Raw genomic sequence first — 15,519 nt, forward strand, 5'->3', positions numbered from 1 at the left:
GGTGCGGCGGATCGAGGGACACGCCGACCACGTCGTCGTCGTGGGGGCGGGGCTGGCCGGGCTGTCGACGGCACTGCACCTGCTGGGCGCCGGCCGCCGCGTCACGATCGTCGAGCGGGAGGACTTCCCCGGGGGCCGCGCCGGGCGGCTGGACGTGACCGACGACCACGGCACCTACGCCCTGGACACCGGGCCGACCGTGCTGACCATGCCGGAGCTGCTGGACTCCGCCTTCGCCGCCGTCGGCGAGACGACCGCGGACCGGCTCGACCTCGTCCGGCTCGACCCGGCCTACCGGGCCGAGTTCGCCGACGGCTCGGCCATCGCGGTGCACACCGACGCCGCCGCGATGGAGCACGAGATCCGCGAGCAGTGCGGCCCGGACTCCGCGGCCGGGTACCGGCGGCTGCGGCGCTGGCTCACCGACCTCTACCGCGCCGAGATGGACGGCTTCATCGGCGCGAACATGGACTCGCCGCTGTCGCTGCTCGGCCCCGACCTGGCCCGGCTCGCCGCGCTCGGCGGCTTCGGCAGGCTCGGCAAGCGGATCGACCGCTTCCTGCCCGACGAGCGGCTGCGCCGGGTGTTCTCCTTCCAGGCGCTCTACGCCGGGGTCTCCCCGCGCGACGCGCTCGGCGCCTACGGCGTGATCGCCTACATGGACACCGTCGCGGGCGTGTACTTCCCGCGCGGCGGCATGCGGATGATGGGCACCGCGCTGGCCGGCGCGGCCGCCGACGCGGGAGCGGAGATCCACTACGGCCGCACCGTGACCGGCCTGGACCGCTCCGGGGACCGGGTCACCGCGGTCCGGCACACCGGTCCCGACGGCGCCGACGAGTCGCTGACCCCGTGCGACGCGGTCGTGCTCACCCCCGAGCTGCCCGCGGCCTACGCCCTGCTCGGCGGGGCCCCGCGGCGCCCGGTCGGACTGCGCTGGTCGCCCAGCGCCGTCGTCGTGCACGCCGGGATGCCCGCGCCCGCGCCGGGCACCGCGCAGCACCACCACACGATCTCCTTCGGCGGCTCCTGGGCGGGCACCTTCCGCGAGATCATCGACGAGGGACGGCTGATGTCCGACCCGTCGCTGCTGGTCACCCGGCCCGGGCTGACCGACCCGTCGCTGCAGCCCGGCGGGCGCGAGGTCATGAGCGTGCTCGCCCCGTGCCCGAACACCGCGGTGGCGCCCGGCATCGACTGGGACCGGGTCGGCCCGGCGTACGCCGAGGAGCTGTTCGGGGTGCTCGCCGACCGCGGTCTGGTGGACCCCTCCGTGCAGCCGAGCTGGACCCGGATGTGGACCCCGCAGGACTGGGCGGCAGCCGGGATGGCCGCGGGCACGCCGTTCTCGGCGTCGCACACCCTCGCCCAGACCGGCCCGTTCCGGCCGCGCAACCTCGTCCGCGGGACGGCGAACGCGGTCCTCGCCGGGTGCGGCACGACCCCCGGTGTCGGGATCCCGCCGGTGCTGATCTCCGGGCGGCTGGCGGCCGAGCGGATCACCGGTCCGCGCCCGACCGAGCACGCCGGGCACGGGACGGCGGCCCGCACGGGGCCCTAGAGGAGGGGCACTGCGGGCGGGCGCCGAGTACGAGCGCCGAGGGGCGTGGAATCATGGTTCCCGACGACGCCCGACCAGCACACACGGACACGATGACGGCTCAGCCCTCGCCCCCGCTCCCCCGCCCGGCGGCACCCGAACCGGTGACGCCGGACCCCGGTGCGGGCGCGGTCGTGCCCCCGCCGCCCGCACCGCGGCCCGCGGGCCCCGGCCTGGCCGAGCGGCTCGGCTCGCCGCCACGGGGCGTCCTGCTGCTGGGGCTGGCCGGGACCGTGCTGATGTTCCTCGGCTCGTTCGGCGGCGGCGGGATCCCGATGCGGGACCCGGTGATCGGCAACTCCTCGCTGTCGTTCTGGCGCTACGGCCACGGCGCGATGCTCGCGACGATCGTGATCTACGTCGGCCTGGTACTGATGGTGTGGGCGTGGGTGCGGCTGGGCCGCGCCGTGCTCGCCCGGCGCGCCGGTGGCCGCGCGGTGCTGACGACGGCGGCGGTGTGGATGCTGCCGATGCTCGTCACGGCGCCGTTGTTCACCCGCGACCCCTACAGCTACCTCGCCCAGGGCGCGCTGCCGCTGGCCGGGTACGACCCGTACGTCGTCGGGCCGGACACCATGGGCGGGATCTTCACCGACAACGTCCACTTCTTCTGGCAGGACACCCCCGCCCCCTACGGGCCGCTGTTCATCCTGCTCGCGCAGGGCGTGGTCCTGCTGGCCGGCCAGAACGTGCTGCTCGGCGTCGTGCTGATGCGGCTGACCCTGGTCACCGGACTGCTGCTGCTCGTGGCGGTGCTGCCCGCGCTGACCCGGCGCCTCGGCGGGCGTCCCGCGGTCGCGCTGTGGCTGGCCGTGGCGAACCCGGTGATGGTCGTGCACATGGTCGGCGGGGTGCACAACGACCTGCTGGTCGTCGGCCTGCTGCCGCTGGCGGCGCTGCTGGCGCTGCGGCAGCGGTTCGTGTGGGCGATCGTCGTCGCGTCGCTGGCGATGGCGGTGAAGGCCTCGGCCGGGATCGTGCTGCCGTTCCTGGTGCTGGTGTGGGCCGCGACGCTGTCCGGCGGGTTCTGGTCGCGGCTGGTCCGGGCCGGGGTGCCGTCGGTGGCCGTGTTCGGCGTCGTGTTCGGCGGCGCCACCTGGCTCACCGGGTTCGGGCTGGGCTGGCTGCCCGCGCTCAGCGCCCCGTCGATGATCGTGAACTGGCTGTCGGTGCCGACCGCGTTCGGTCAGGCGACCGCGAGCGTGGCCGGGATGTTCGCCGGTGAGGTGAACACCCAGGCGTTCGTCGACACGTTCCGGTTCCTCGGCGCGCTGGTGATGGGCCTGCTGATCGCCCGGCTGTGGTGGCGCGGCCGCGACGACCCGCGGGCCGCGGTGACGGGCGCCGCGATCGCCCTCGCGCTGGCCGCCGTGCTCTCCCCCACCACGCTGCCGTGGTACCTGAGCTGGGGGTTCTGCCTGCTCGCGATGACCCCGTGGAGCGCGCGCGGGCTGCAGTGGGTGGTCTTCGGCTCGGTCTGGCTGATGATCGTGTACTTCCCCGACGGCGAGACCGCCCTCTACGTGCCGCACTACCTGCTGGTGTGTGCCCTGGCCGGTGTCCTGGCCGCGGTGTCGCTGCTCCGCCCGGACCCGCTGGGGTTGCGCCGGGGCGCCCCGGAGGCACCGTCGACCGCGCCCACCACCGATGCGGGCGTCCGCGGCTGAGCGGGCCGGGCGCGTCGAGCTCGACGCCGCCGGCCTGACCGACCCGCAGCTGCGCGCCGCCTACGCGGCCTGCCGCGCGCTGCACGCCGAGCACGGGCGCACCTACTTCCTGGCGACCCGGCTGCTGCCCCCGGCACGACGGGTCGACATCCACGCCCTCTACGGCTTCGCCCGCTTCGCCGACGAGATCGTCGACGACCCCGACGGCGCGGGCGGCGGGGACCCGCACAGCCGGCTCGACGCGCTCGACGTCGAGCTGGCGGCCGCACTGGCGGGCGCCCCGCTGCCCGGCAGCAGGCCCGAGGTGCTCGCCGTCGCCGAGACCGCGCGCCGCCACGACCTCGACGCGTCGCTGTTCCGGGACTTCATGGTCTCGATGCGGATGGACCTCACCGTCTCCGACTACGCCACCGACGACGAGCTGGCCGTCTACGTGCACGGCTCGGCCGCCGTGATCGGGCTGCAGACGCTGCCGGTGCTCGGGACGGTCGTCCCGCGGGCGGAGGCCGAGCCGCACGCCGCGCTGCTGGGCGTGGCGTTCCAGATCACGAACTTCCTGCGCGACGTCGGCGAGGACCTCGACCGCGGCCGGGTGTACCTGCCCGCCGACGAGCTCGCCGCGTTCGGCGTCGACCGGGAGCTGCTGACCTGGAGCCGGCGCACCGGGCGCCCGGACCCGCGGATCCGCCGCGCCCTGGCCCACCTGGTCGCCCGGACCCGGGCCACCTACCGGCGGGCCGACCCGGGGATCCCGATGCTGGAGCCGGTGTCGCGGGCCTGCGTCGGCGCCGCCCGGGTGCTGTACGCGGAGATCCTCGACGAGATCGCCGACGCCGGCTACGACGTGCTGACCCACCGGGTCGCGGTGCCGAACCGGCGCCGGGCCGCCGTCGCGCTGCCCCGGCTCGGCCGGGCGCTGGCCGCCCGCGGTACCCAGCTGGCGCGCGAACGCGCCGGGCGCCCGTCCCGCGGGTGAGCCGGGCCGGGGAGAACCTCAGAAGGCCATGGCCTGGGCGCGGCGCTTGATCTCCTTGTGCCGGCCCGCGCGCAGCGCGGTGATCGGGGCACCGGAGAGCGACTCCTCCTCGGTGAACAGCCAGCTCAGGATGGCGTCGTCGTCGTAGCCGCCGTCGCGGAGGACGACGATCGTGCCCGGCAACCCGCGCACGACACCGTCGTCGTCGAGCAGCGCGGTCGGGACGACGACGTCGTGCCCGTTCTTGAACGACAGGAGCTGCCCGTCGCGGACGAGCTGGTGCACCCGGGAGACGGGGATCGACAGGCGGTCGGCCACCTCGGCGACGCTCAGCGTCTCCTCGGTGACAGCGGCGGGGAGGGACTCGTTCACAGCCGGACACTGTCCCACACCGCCCCGGGCGGCGCCGACTCCCACCGGACCGGCCGACGCGGTGTGGTCCTACGCCGACCACCTGCACGACCGACCCGATCCCCACCGGTAACCTGACCCGCGATGAGCTCACCGTCCGGTCCGGTCGATCCCGGCGCCCCGGGTGGGGCCGGGCGGCTCGCCGCCGACGGCCCCGGCGAGGTGCTGCTCGACGGCCGCTACCGGGTCGGCCCGGTACTGGCCCGCGGCGGCATGTCGACGGTGCACCACGGCACCGACACCCGTCTCGAACGCGCCGTCGCGATCAAGGTGATGGACCCGCGGATGGCCGGGGACCACGCCTTCCGCACCCGGTTCGACCGGGAGGCGCGGCTGGCGGCCCGGATCGACCACCCGTGCGTCGTCGCCGTCTACGACCGGGGCACCGTCCCCGCGGGGCCCCTGGGCGAGGCCAGCCTGTTCGTCGTCATGGAGCTGGTCGACGGCGGCACCCTGCGCGACGTGCTGCGCGCCCGCGGTGCGCTGGGGCTCCCGGCCGCGGTCCGGGTGCTCGAACCGGTCCTCGCCGGGCTGGCCCGCGCGCACCGGCTCGGCATGGTGCACCGCGACGTGAAGCCGGAGAACGTGCTGATCTCCTCCGGCGGCGAGGTGAAGGTGGCCGACTTCGGCCTGCTCACCGCGGCCGCCGAGGCCGGGGTCAGCCACGCCGGGATGATCCTCGGGACCATGGCCTACCTCTCCCCCGAGCAGGTCGTGTCCGGTCGCGCCGACGGCCGCAGCGACGTCTACGCGGCCGGTGTCGTGCTCTACGAGATGCTGACCGGGCAGCCGCCCTACACCGCCGACAACCCGCTGTCGGTGGCCTACCGCCACGTGAACGAGGACGTGCCGCCGCCGTCGGCGCTGGTCCCGGGGCTGCCGCCGGCCGTGGACGCGCTCGTCGCCCGGGCCACCTCGCGGGACCCCGAGCAGCGCCCGGTCGACGCGGAGCACTTCCGGCGCGAGCTGTTGGACATGGCCGACCGGCTGGGCCTGCCCCGGACCGCGACGCCGCGTCCGCCCGGCCCGCCCCCGCCCGACGACGGCCCCACCCTCCCCGCAGGCCCCCTGCGCCACCGGCCGCTCGACGCCGCAGCGCCGGGCCCCGGCGGCACCCGGGTGCAGACCCGGGCCCGCGGCGCCCACGGCACCGCCGTCACCCCCGCCGGGCAGCCGGAGCCGATGACCCGCGAGGAGCTGGCCGGGCGCCGCCGTCGCGGCCGCCGGGTGTTCGCGCTGTGGATGGTGCTGCTCCTGCTGCTGGCCGCGCTGGCCGGGACGGGCGCCTGGTGGCTCGGGTCGGGCCGCTGGACCACGATGCCCGCGGTCACCGGCCTGGACCGCGAGCGGGCGACCGCGCTCGTCGCCGAGTCCGACCTCACGCCCACGGTCACCGAACGGGCCGACGACGACGTGGCGCCCGACCTCGTCGCGCAGGTGGACCCGGCCCCGGAGACCCGGGTGCTGCGCGGGACCACGGTCACCCTGGTGGTGTCGACCGGCCGTCCCGCGGTGCCCGACGTGCCCGCGGGCAGCGCCGTGGACACCGCGGAGGACGCCGTGCGCCGCGCCGGGCTGACCCCGGTGCGCTCGACGAGCGCCGAGGAGTTCAGCGCCGAGGTGCCCGCCGGTGCGGTGATCCGGACCGACCCGCCCGCCGGGACCCGGCTCGCCGGGGGCGCCCCGGTCACCCTGGTCACCAGCCGCGGGGCCGAGCCCGCCCCGGAACCGCCCCCGCCGCCCGTCGACGAGACCGCGCCCCCGGTGCCGTTCGTCATCGGGATGCGCGCGGACGAGGCCGAGGAGCTGCTGCGCCAGGACGGCTTCGAGGTCGAGATCGAGCGCAGCTTCCCGTTCGGCCGCCGCGACGGCCACGTCGTCGGGCAGGACCCGGGCTCGGGCAGCGACGCCCGGCCGGGCGACACGATCACCCTCACCGTGCTGTGAGCAGTGCCGTGACCGGTGCTGTCGGCGGCGCCGTGAGCGGCGCTCCGGCCGGTGGGCCGACCGCGCCCTGAGCGGGAGCCGGTGCCCCGGCCGGGTGGCGGCCCGGCCGGGACACCGGCGTTCGAGGGGCCCTACAGCCCGAAGCGGGTGCGCTCGGCGTCGCCGATCTCGGGCAGTTGCGCCCCGGCGACGGTGACCGCGAGGGCACCGGCGCGCACGGCGTAGCGCGCGGCGTCCGGCAGGTCGTCCCCCGCGGCGAGCCGCACGGCGACCGCCGCCAGGAACGCGTCGCCCGACCCGGTGGTGTCCACCACGTCGGCCCGCATCGCATCCACTGTGGACACCGTAGCCGCTCGCCGGTCGCGCACCTCGCAGCCCGCGGCCCCGCGTGTCACGACCGACCGGGGCACCGGGTGCTCCCCCAGCAGCGCGGCCTCGTGCTCGTTGACCACGAGCACGTCGGTGGCGGCGAGCAGCTCGGCGGGCACCGGGGCGTAGGGCGAGAGGTTCAGCACCACCGTGGTCCCGGCGGCGCGGGCGGCCCGCGCGGCGGCCAGCACGGTCGGGGTCGGGATCTCCAGGCACAGGGTCAGCACCGCGACGTCGTCGAAGGCGGGCAGGTCGCCGGGCTCCAGGGCGGCGTTGGCGCCGGGCGAGACGACGATCGTGTTGTCGCCCGCGGCGGCGACGGTGATGACCGCGGTGCCGGTGGCCGTGCCGGTCCGCACGGCGACCCGGTCGACGTCGGCACCGGCGGCGGCGACGGCGTCACGCACGGTCCGGCCGTGGTCGTCGTCGCCGATCGCGCCGACCATGCCCACGCCGACCCCGGCGGCGGCCCCGAGCCGGGCGGCGGCGACGGCCTGGTTGGCACCCTTGCCACCGGGGCCCACGGTCAGGTCCGACCCGGCCACGGTCTCCCCCGGACCCGGGAAGCGCTCGGTGCGCACCACCAGGTCGGCGTTGAGCGAGCCGACGACCAGCACCCGGCTCATCGGGCGTCCACCACGTCGTGCGCGGCGCCGGTCTCGGCGGCGGCGTCGTCGGTGCCCGGCTCGCGGGCCGTGGTGACCAGGGCGGGGCTGAGCATGGAGGCGTTGAGCTGGAACGCCACGCAGGCGGCCGGCACCGCCACGACGAGCGTGACGACCGGGCGGCGGTCCCCGGGTACGGCGGTGGTCATGCGATCTGCTCCGTCGCGGTGGGATCGGTGAGATCGGCGGGGTCGCCGATGGCGCGCAGCGCGCCCACGACGAGCTCCCAGAAGCGGGCGTGGTCGAGCTCCAGCGCGGCGTGCGTGCGGCAGCCGGCCGGGGCCGGGCCACGCCGGTCGGCCACGGTCATCCCGGTGGTGTACCGGCCCGCGGTCTCGACCACGATCGGCATGGCGACCGCGCGCACGATCGTCGGGTCGATCACGTGGGCGACGGCGCACGGGTCGTGCACCGGCGGGGCGTCGAAGCCCTGCACGTCGCGGTAGGTGGCGGCGAAGAAGTCCAGCAGCTCGTCGACGAAGCGCGCCGGGCCGGTCCCGACGGCGCGGATCGCGTGGCGCACCTCGGGACCGGCCAGCGCCTGGTGGGTCAGGTCGAGGCCGACCATGACCACCTCCCAGCCCGCCTCGAACACGATCGCGGCGGCCTCGGGGTCGATGGCGATGTTGAACTCGGCCACCGGGGTCCGGTTGCCGACGGCGACGCCGCCGCCCATGAGCACGACCCGCTTGACCCGGTCGACGATCTCGGGTGCGCGCCGGGCGGCGAGCGCGATGTTGGTCAGCCCACCGGTGGGGACGAGGGTGACGGTGCCCGGCTCGTAGGCCAGCACGGTCTCCACGATGAGGTCCACGGCGTGGGTGTCGACCGCGGCGAACGCCGGAACGGGCAGCTCCGGACCGTCCAGGCCGGTCTCGCCGTGGATGTCGGCGGCGACGGCGATCTCCCGCAGCAGCGGGCGGTCGGCGCCGGCCGCGAACGGCACGCCGGTGATCCCGGCCAGGGTCGCGACCGAGAGCGCGTTGCGCGTCACCTTGTCCAGCGTCTGGTTCCCGACGACCGTGGTGACGGCGAGCAGCTCGATCCGCGGGTCGCCGTGGGCCAGCAGCAGCGCGATCGCGTCGTCGTGGCCCGGATCGCAGTCCAGGACGATCTTCTCGGTCATCTCCGGTGTCCCACCTCGTCGTCGCGGTCGTCCGGGGCGCTCCGGACGTGTCGACTGTGACCTGTCAAGCGTATGACGTCAAGCGCTTGATGCCAGGTGCGTCCGGGTAGGCTCGTCGGATGGCAGGACCGGTGGGCCGGCGGGTGACCGCGGCGATGGTGGCCCGGCGGGCGGGGACGAGCGTGTCCACCGTGTCGCTGGTGGTGAACGGCAAGTCGCGCGGACGGGTGTCCGCGGTGATCACCGAGCGGGTCCGGGCCGCGGTCGACGAGCTGGGGTACGTCGTCGACCACGCCGCGAGCTCGCTCGCCCGCGGGACCACCGACCTCGTCGTGCTGCTCGCCCCCGACCTGCCCAACCCCTACTTCGGCCGGGTCACCACCGGGATCCGGGAGTCGCTGGGCAGCAGGCACCAGCTCATGCTGTCGGTGATCGAGGGCGGCGAACAGCCCGGCGCCGACGACGTCCGCCGGGTCGCGGCGTTCCGCCCGGCCGGGCTGCTGGTGCACGCGCCGTCGCCGACGTTCCTCGACGACCTCGAACCGGGCGGCCCGCCGCTGGTGCTGATGGACGCCCCCGGCTTCGAGGGCCGCGCCGCCACGGTGACCTTCGACCTGGAGCCGGGCGTGCGCGCGCTGGTCGCACACCTCGCCGCGGCCGGGCACACGGTGCTCGCCTACCTGGAGGGCTCGACGCCCTCGGCCACCTTCACCGTGCGCCGTGAGCTGCTCGCCCGGGTCGCCGCCGAGCACGGCCTGCGGATCCTCGACGACGGCACCCGGGCCGGGCTGACCCTCGACGCCGCCGCCGACGTCAGCACCGAGGCGCTGCCGCGCTGGCGGGCGGCCGGGGCCACCGCGGTCGTCGCGGCGGCGGACACGATGGCCTACGGCGTGCTGGCCGCCGCGCACCGGCTCGGACTGGCCGTGCCGGGGGACATCGCCGTCGCCGGGTTCGACGACCTGCCGTACTCCCAGGTGACGGCGCCGTCGCTGACGAGTGTGGCGCTGCCGGCGGAGGAGCTCGGCCGGGCCGCAGCCCAGCGGCTGGCCGCCGTCCTCGCCGGGGACGGCGACGGCGCCGCCGCCCCCCTGCTGCCCTCGCGGCTCGCGGCCCGGGCCAGCACCGGGGCCTGAGACACACCACCGGGGCGGCTCCGGGTGGAGCCGCCCCGGGGACGGACGGGTCAGCCGCGCAGCATCTCCGCGACGAGGAACGCCAGCTCCAGGCTCTGCTGGGTGTTCAGCCGCGGGTCGCAGGCGGTCTCGTACCGGCCGGCGAGGTCGGTGTCGGAGATCCGCTGCGCACCGCCGAGGCACTCGGTGACGTCCTCGCCGGTGACCTCGACGTGGATGCCGCCGGGGTGCGTGCCGAGCGAGCGGTGCACCTCGAAGAAGCCCTGCACCTCGTCGACGATCCGGTCGAAGTGCCGGGTCTTGTAGCCGGTCGAGGCCTCGTGGGTGTTGCCGTGCATCGGGTCGCACTGCCAGATGACCTTGTGCCCGGAGGCGGTCACCTTCTCGACGATCGCCGGGAGCACGTCGCGGACCTTGTCGTTGCCCATCCGGGAGATCAGCGACAGCCGGCCCGGGCGGTTGTGCGGGTCGAGCCGCTCGACGTACTCGACGGCCTGGTCGGGCGTCGTCGTCGGGCCGATCTTCATGCCGATCGGGTTGGCCAGCAGCTCCGCGAAGGCGACGTGCGCGCCGTCGAGCTGACGGGTCCGCTCCCCGATCCAGAGGAAGTGCGTGGACAGGTCGTAGAGCTTCGGCGACTCCCCGCCGGTGGGGTCGCGCTCCAGGTCCAGGCGCAGCATCGCGCGCTCGTAGTCGAGCAGCAGCGCCTCGTGGCTGGCGTAGAACTCGACCTGGTGCAGGTTGTGGTCGCGCACCCCGCAGGCGTCCATGAAGCGGACCGCGCGGTCGATCTCGGCGGCGACGGCCTCGTAGCGCACGCCCGCGGCGGAGGTGCGGACGAAGTCCTTGTTCCAGTCGTGCACCTTGGACAGGTCGGCCAGCCCGGTCGCGGTCAGCCCGCGGACCAGGTTCATCGCCGCCGAGGCGTTCGCGTAGGCGCGCACCATCCGCGACGGGTCCGGGATGCGGCCCTGCGCGTCCGGGGCGAGCCCGTTGACGATGTCCCCGCGGTAGGACGGCAGCCCGCTCGCGTCGATCGGCGAGCTGCGCGGCTTGGCGTACTGACCGGCGATGCGGCCGACCTTGACCACCGGCATCGAGGCGCCGTAGGTCAGGACGACGGCCATCTGCAGCAGCGTGCGGATCGTCGCCCGGATGTGCGGCTCGGTGTTGTCGACGAAGGTCTCGGCGCAGTCGCCGCCCTGCAGCAGGAACGCCTCACCGTTCGCGACGTCGGCGAGCCGCGACTGCAGCCGGTCGACCTCCGGCGGCAGCACCACCGGCGGGACGGACTCGAGGACCTTCCGCACGTCGCCCACCTGCGACGGGTCGGGCCACTCGGGCTGCTGGGCGGCAGGGCGGGAGAGCGCATCGTCCAGGGCGGAGCGCAGGTCCGCGGGCAGCGGCGGCAGCTCCGGGAGGACGTCGATGGGCGCGTCGACGGACCAGTTCACACGGCCCAGCCTAGGCCGGGGCCGATCCCTACCGGGGCGCGGCCCCCGTCGCGAGGGTTTCGGCGATCACTTCCCAGCGCCGCAGGTTGTGCCGGGCGTCGACGAGCGCGTCGTGCGCCTCGGCGGGCGGCGGGGGCAGCGCCGGGCGGCCCGCGTCCTCCCACCGCTGGCGCAGCTCGCGGGTGAAGCGCGGGATCGGCCGCGGCAGCGCGGGCATCGCACCCCACAGCTGGCACAGCGCCACGTGGTCGTAGGCGGCGATCCAGGCCCACAGCTCGACGTCGCCGGGGGCGCCGGTGCAGAAGTCGAGGATCTCGGAGCGCATCCGGGACCGCGACATCCAGGCCCGGTCGCTGGGCGAGGGCAGCTTGGGCAGCACGTTGGCCCGCACCCACTTGCCGGCCCGGTCCGGGTCGAACTCGGTGGACACGGCGTAGAACTCGCGGCCGTCCTCGCCGACGATCCCGATCGACACCAGGTCGATCGTCGTGCCGTCCTCGATGAACTCGGTGTCGTAGAAGAAGCGCATTGCCGTCCTGGGCTCGGGTTCGGTCGTTGAGCTGTGCCGCCCGACGAGCGTACGTGCCTCTGCTGCCGTGATCGGGACCGCTCCGGGTCAGGCGTCCTCCGTTGTCTGAACCGCACGCAGCTGGACCGCCAGCGCCGGGACTTCCTGAGACGCAGCAGCCCAGAGGATTTCGAGATCGATCTCGAAGTACTCGTGCACGACACGATTGCGCATTCCCGCCAGTGCCCGCCACGGCAGGTGCGGATGAGCAGCAGCCAGCTCGGGGCTCACGCGTGCAGCAGCCTCACCGAGCACCTGGATCAGATGCGTCAAGACGATCTGCAAGTCCTCGTCGGCATCAAACCGCGCGCGGCCGCGCGCAACCCGGACCCGGATCTTCTCAGCGGCTTCCAACATGTCCGCGATCCGCTCCCGGTCACGTCGGACCAACAGGGATCCCTCCATCACGAGCGATCGTCGAGAAGACAGTCACACTGCCACCGCCTCGGCGAGAACCTGATCACGGACACGGCGTTTGAGACCGTTCACCGTGGCGACCTGTGTGAGAACCCCAAGTGAGTCCTCGACCGCGAGGGCGAAGGAAACCATGTCGACATAACCATGGCCGGGTTCCAGGTCGACCAGCAGGTCGAGATCACTGGTGGGGGTCGATTCGCCGCGCGCGACGGAACCGAAGACACGGATGTTGTAAACACCATGACGGCGCCCGACGTCCACGATGTAGTCCCGACGTGCACTCACGTCGGCCAGCGTGACGGCCTGGTGGGTTCCGGCGGTCATCGCGCCTCCCATACGAAACAGTGCGGCGATCGTACTGCGCTCGCGCGATATCGGGACCGGCCGAGCCCGGGCATCGAGCTCATCCGTCGGACGACACCGGCAGCCGCCCCGCCGCCGAGTTGAAGAACCGGCACTGAGCTTCGCCACGGCTCGACGACCTTCGATCGTAGAGGAGGTCGTCCACCTACCGGATCGAAACGAGCATGCTCGACGCCCTTGTCGCAAGCCGGAAGCTCCACTGACCGGACAGGTGAGCGGGCCGCCGTCCGGCTCCGGCCGACTCGGTCGCCTGCTTCGCCTCCCGAGAGGTCACCGACCGCCGGATTCTGCCGGGCGACAGGTCGGTCCACCACGGGCTCTCACCGACAGAGGAGCCTTCGCCCAGCTCCACATCGGTGGGTCAGATCGCCGGGACGCACTTCCGGAGTCGATCAGGAGGCGCGGGAGTCGGGCACGTTCGCGTCCGGCCGCTGCGGGGCGGGACGCGACGGCGCGGGCGGTGGAGCACCGGCCGCGGCCTTCTCCTTGACAGACGCCGCGTAGAGGTCGACGTAGGTCTGTCCGGACAGCTCCATCAGCGAGTACATGATCTCGTCGGTCATGGAGCGCTCGATGAACCGGTCCCCGGCCATGCCCTCGTACCGGGAGAAGTCCAGCGGCTCGCCGATCACGATCTTCACCTTGCGCGGGCGCCACATCTTGGAGCCGATGGGGTTGACCTTGTCGGTGCCCACCATCGCGACCGGGATGACCGGCACCCCGGCCTCCAGGGCCATCCGGGCGACGCCGGTCTTGCCCTTGTAGAGCCGCCCGTCGGGCGAGCGGGTGCCCTCCGGGTAGATCCCGAGCAGCTTGCCCTCGTTCAGCAGCCGGACCGCGGTGTCCATCGCGGCGCGCGCCGCGGACCCACCGGAACGGTCCACCGGGACCTGCCCGACGCCGGTGAAGAACTGCTTCTTGAACCAGCCGCGGATCCCGGGCTCGGTGAAGTACTCGCGCTTGGCGAGGAAGGTCACCCGGCGCGGCAGCATCAACGGCAGGAAGAAGGAGTCGGCCACCGCGAGGTGGTTGCTGGCGAGGATCGCGCCGGCACCACCGGGCACGTTCTCGGCACCGCGCACCTCCGGCCGGCAGAACAGCCTCATCAACGGGCCGAGCAGCACGAACTTGGACCACCAGTACAGCACCCTGCGCTGCCTCCCTACCGACTTCGGCGACAGCCTACGGAGCGTCGACACCTCCTCACAACGGGGCGGTGGTCACCGGGGTCGGGCGGGCCCCGCGCGGCGCCCGCGCGGGCCCGTGGGCGGTGTCGGGCGGGACACGGGCCGTGACAGGATGGGAGCCGCCGCGAGCGGGGAGGGACGGACCGGTATGAGTTCCGCAGACCCCTCGCGTGACCGCGAGAACCGGCCCGACGACGACTTCGACGCGATCGTCGCCGCCTGGCGCGACGAGGGCTCGGTCCCGGACTGGCCCGCCGAGCCCGTGGAGCGCGCCGACCGCACGGACCGCGGCGACGCCGGTGACGCCGCGGGCGCGGCGGGCGGCGCCGACCGGCCCGCGCACCGGCCCGGCCCGGCCGCCCCGCACCCGGGCACCGGCACGGGTGCCGACCCGGACGACCACTACCACCCGCCGGAGCCGCCGCCGCTGCCGCGGCCGGGACCACCGGCCGTCGTGGGTGGCGGGCTGATCGCGGTGGGGCTGCTGCTGTGCATCGCCCCGGGGCTGATCGGCGTCGGCGGGACCTGGCCGCTGCCGCTCGGGCTGGTGCTCATCGCGGCCGGCCTGGGCTGGCTGCTGCTGCGGCTGTGGAGCCCCGACTCCGACGAGGGCCCCGACCCCTGGGACGACGGCTCGCGGCTGTAGCGCGCTCAGCGCCGGGCGCCGGACCGCAGGCTCTCGCGGGCCAGCGTCGCCGCCCCCACGACGGCGGCGGCCGCGCCGAGCTGCGCGGTCCGGATCCGGGCCAGCGGCCGGTTGCCCGCCCCGGTGAGGATGCGGGCGTAGTGCTCGCGGGCGGCGTCGAGGAACAGCGGCGCCGACGCCGACACCCCGCCCGCGATCACCACGAGGTCCGGGTCGAAGACGTCCGCGACGAGCGAGAGCCCCTCCCCCAGCCAGCGCCCCATGTCGTCGACGGCGGCGCGGGCGACCGGGTCCCCCTCGCGGGCGGCCGCGGCGACCCGCTTGCCGGTGACCCGCCCCGGGTCGACGGCGGCCTCGCGGGCCAGCCCGGACGGGCCGGGCACGTCGCCGCCCGAGAGCATCTCCAGCGCGGTGGCGCCGAGGGCGGTCCCGCTGCAGTAGCGCTCCCAGCAGCCGCGCTTGCCGCACGGACAGGCCCGTCCGTCCGGGACGACCCGCAGGTGCCCCAGTTCGGGTGCGACACCGTGCGCGCCGCGGAACAGCTCGCCGTCGAGCAGCAGGGCGCCGCCGATCCCGGTGCCCAGCGCGATCACCAGCGCCACCGAGGCACCGGCCGCGGCGCCGTGGCGCCGCTCGGCGAGCGCGGCGGAGTTCGCGTCGTGCTCCACGACGACCGGGATCCCGCCGAGCCGGTCGCCGATCCGCTCGGCGACCGGGGCGTCGCGCCAGGACAGGTGCGGCGCGTAGCGGACCAGGCCCCGCGGGGCGTCGACGAACCCGGCGAGCGCGAGACCGACGGCGGCGACGGTGTGCCTGCGCCGCAGCTCGTCGACGGCGCCGGCGATGGCCGCCTCCAGCGCGTCGTCGGTGCGCGGGGTCGGTGCGGAGGCGGAGTCGAGGATGTCCCCCTCGGCGTCGACGACGCCCGCGCGCACGCTGGTGCCCCCGACGTCCACCCCGATGGTGCGGACGTCGGACATCCGGGGG

Annotated in this window: 16 protein-coding genes; 6 read left to right on the forward strand and 10 right to left on the reverse strand. The window is 75.0% G+C overall.

Features of this window, described 5'->3' with window-relative positions:
* Position 1: 1 nt before the first annotated feature.
* The 3 genes from crtI (at position 2) to WHI96_RS08870 (ending at position 4,243) form a co-directional block, all read left to right on the forward strand.
* The gene (crtI, locus tag WHI96_RS08860; RefSeq protein ID WP_345652324.1) at positions 2-1,561 is read left to right on the forward strand and encodes a phytoene desaturase family protein; all 1,560 of its coding nucleotides are present in this window, start codon (positions 2-4) and stop codon (positions 1,559-1,561) included.
* A 92-nt stretch (positions 1,562-1,653) separates the two neighbouring features.
* Entirely contained in the window at positions 1,654-3,267 is a 1,614-nt protein-coding gene (mptB, locus tag WHI96_RS08865; RefSeq protein WP_345652322.1) for a polyprenol phosphomannose-dependent alpha 1,6 mannosyltransferase MptB, read from the forward strand.
* Complete coding sequence (locus WHI96_RS08870) at positions 3,248-4,243, forward strand: phytoene/squalene synthase family protein (protein WP_345652319.1); 996 nt, start codon at positions 3,248-3,250, stop codon at positions 4,241-4,243. Before mptB ends, WHI96_RS08870 begins: the two co-directional genes overlap by 20 nt.
* A gap of 18 nt (positions 4,244-4,261) precedes the next feature.
* Here the strand turns inward: WHI96_RS08870 and WHI96_RS08875 are convergent, their stop codons facing one another.
* The gene (locus WHI96_RS08875) at positions 4,262-4,615 is read right to left on the reverse strand and encodes an Rv2175c family DNA-binding protein (RefSeq protein WP_062396076.1); all 354 of its coding nucleotides are present in this window, start codon (positions 4,613-4,615) and stop codon (positions 4,262-4,264) included.
* Positions 4,616-4,738: 123 nt separating this feature from the next.
* Here WHI96_RS08875 and pknB point away from each other — a divergent pair, with 123 nt between their 5' ends.
* Positions 4,739-6,601, forward strand: coding sequence for a Stk1 family PASTA domain-containing Ser/Thr kinase (pknB, locus tag WHI96_RS08880; protein WP_345652315.1), 1,863 nt, complete (start codon positions 4,739-4,741; stop codon positions 6,599-6,601).
* A 131-nt stretch (positions 6,602-6,732) separates the two neighbouring features.
* Here the strand turns inward: pknB and WHI96_RS08885 are convergent, their stop codons facing one another.
* From WHI96_RS08885 to uriH, 3 genes are read right to left on the reverse strand one after another with little or no spacing between them, the layout of a single operon-like run.
* On the reverse strand, positions 6,733-7,596 hold the full coding sequence (locus WHI96_RS08885) for a ribokinase (protein ID WP_345652312.1): 864 nt from the start codon (positions 7,594-7,596) through the stop codon (positions 6,733-6,735).
* The gene (locus tag WHI96_RS08890) at positions 7,593-7,784 is read right to left on the reverse strand and encodes a hypothetical protein (RefSeq protein WP_345652309.1); all 192 of its coding nucleotides are present in this window, start codon (positions 7,782-7,784) and stop codon (positions 7,593-7,595) included. The genes WHI96_RS08885 and WHI96_RS08890 overlap by 4 nt, the downstream gene beginning before the upstream one ends.
* Positions 7,781-8,761 (reverse strand): uridine-preferring nucleoside hydrolase UriH, encoded by a 981-nt coding sequence (gene uriH / locus WHI96_RS08895; protein ID WP_345652306.1) that lies wholly within the window; start codon positions 8,759-8,761, stop codon positions 7,781-7,783. The genes WHI96_RS08890 and uriH overlap by 4 nt, the downstream gene beginning before the upstream one ends.
* A 119-nt stretch (positions 8,762-8,880) precedes the next feature.
* Here uriH and WHI96_RS08900 point away from each other — a divergent pair, with 119 nt between their 5' ends.
* Entirely contained in the window at positions 8,881-9,897 is a 1,017-nt protein-coding gene (locus WHI96_RS08900) for a LacI family DNA-binding transcriptional regulator (RefSeq protein WP_345652304.1), read from the forward strand.
* 50 nt (positions 9,898-9,947) lie between these two features.
* On the opposite strand, the gene WHI96_RS08905 is transcribed toward WHI96_RS08900, so the two are convergent.
* From WHI96_RS08905 to WHI96_RS08925, 5 genes are all read right to left on the reverse strand, one after another.
* The gene (locus WHI96_RS08905) at positions 9,948-11,351 is read right to left on the reverse strand and encodes a class II 3-deoxy-7-phosphoheptulonate synthase (protein WP_208824702.1); all 1,404 of its coding nucleotides are present in this window, start codon (positions 11,349-11,351) and stop codon (positions 9,948-9,950) included.
* Positions 11,352-11,379: 28 nt separating this feature from the next.
* On the reverse strand, positions 11,380-11,880 hold the full coding sequence (locus tag WHI96_RS08910) for a polyadenylate-specific 3'-exoribonuclease AS (RefSeq protein ID WP_345652300.1): 501 nt from the start codon (positions 11,878-11,880) through the stop codon (positions 11,380-11,382).
* 87 nt (positions 11,881-11,967) lie between these two features.
* Complete coding sequence (locus WHI96_RS08915) at positions 11,968-12,324, reverse strand: HepT-like ribonuclease domain-containing protein (protein WP_345652295.1); 357 nt, start codon at positions 12,322-12,324, stop codon at positions 11,968-11,970.
* A gap of 24 nt (positions 12,325-12,348) precedes the next feature.
* Complete coding sequence (locus tag WHI96_RS08920) at positions 12,349-12,660, reverse strand: nucleotidyltransferase family protein (RefSeq protein ID WP_251785132.1); 312 nt, start codon at positions 12,658-12,660, stop codon at positions 12,349-12,351.
* Positions 12,661-13,091: 431 nt separating this feature from the next.
* Positions 13,092-13,847: a lysophospholipid acyltransferase family protein gene (locus WHI96_RS08925; RefSeq protein ID WP_062396084.1), complete on the reverse strand. Its 756-nt coding sequence runs from the start codon at positions 13,845-13,847 to the stop codon at positions 13,092-13,094.
* A 187-nt stretch (positions 13,848-14,034) separates the two neighbouring features.
* Here WHI96_RS08925 and WHI96_RS08930 point away from each other — a divergent pair, with 187 nt between their 5' ends.
* Positions 14,035-14,532 (forward strand): hypothetical protein, encoded by a 498-nt coding sequence (locus WHI96_RS08930; RefSeq protein WP_349302358.1) that lies wholly within the window; start codon positions 14,035-14,037, stop codon positions 14,530-14,532.
* Positions 14,533-14,537: 5 nt separating this feature from the next.
* Here WHI96_RS08930 and WHI96_RS08935 read toward each other — a convergent pair whose 3' ends face one another.
* Positions 14,538-15,512: an ROK family protein gene (locus tag WHI96_RS08935; RefSeq protein WP_345652902.1), complete on the reverse strand. Its 975-nt coding sequence runs from the start codon at positions 15,510-15,512 to the stop codon at positions 14,538-14,540.
* Between the last annotated feature and the right edge of the window lie 7 nt (positions 15,513-15,519).

The sequence above is a fragment of the Pseudonocardia tropica genome (assembly GCF_040105315.1).
In the GTDB taxonomy this organism is placed as follows: Bacteria; Actinomycetota; Actinomycetes; order Mycobacteriales; family Pseudonocardiaceae; genus Pseudonocardia; species Pseudonocardia alni.

Bases quoted from the DNA above. Each gene is read 5' to 3' on its own strand.
- mptB (WP_345652322.1), top strand. From the start codon at position 1,654: ATGACGGCTCAGCCCTCGCCCCCGCTCCCCCGCCCGGCGGCACCCGAA.
- WHI96_RS08870 (WP_345652319.1), top strand. From the start codon at position 3,248: ATGCGGGCGTCCGCGGCTGAGCGGGCCGGGCGCGTCGAGCTCGACGCC.
- pknB (WP_345652315.1), top strand. From the start codon at position 4,739: ATGAGCTCACCGTCCGGTCCGGTCGATCCCGGCGCCCCGGGTGGGGCC.
- WHI96_RS08885 (WP_345652312.1), bottom strand. From the start codon at position 7,596: ATGAGCCGGGTGCTGGTCGTCGGCTCGCTCAACGCCGACCTGGTGGTG.
- WHI96_RS08890 (WP_345652309.1), bottom strand. From the start codon at position 7,784: ATGACCACCGCCGTACCCGGGGACCGCCGCCCGGTCGTCACGCTCGTC.
- uriH (WP_345652306.1), bottom strand. From the start codon at position 8,761: ATGACCGAGAAGATCGTCCTGGACTGCGATCCGGGCCACGACGACGCG.
- WHI96_RS08900 (WP_345652304.1), top strand. From the start codon at position 8,881: ATGGCAGGACCGGTGGGCCGGCGGGTGACCGCGGCGATGGTGGCCCGG.
- WHI96_RS08910 (WP_345652300.1), bottom strand. From the start codon at position 11,880: ATGCGCTTCTTCTACGACACCGAGTTCATCGAGGACGGCACGACGATC.
- WHI96_RS08915 (WP_345652295.1), bottom strand. From the start codon at position 12,324: ATGGAGGGATCCCTGTTGGTCCGACGTGACCGGGAGCGGATCGCGGAC.
- WHI96_RS08920 (WP_251785132.1), bottom strand. From the start codon at position 12,660: ATGACCGCCGGAACCCACCAGGCCGTCACGCTGGCCGACGTGAGTGCA.
- WHI96_RS08930 (WP_349302358.1), top strand. From the start codon at position 14,035: ATGAGTTCCGCAGACCCCTCGCGTGACCGCGAGAACCGGCCCGACGAC.
- WHI96_RS08935 (WP_345652902.1), bottom strand. From the start codon at position 15,512: ATGTCCGACGTCCGCACCATCGGGGTGGACGTCGGGGGCACCAGCGTG.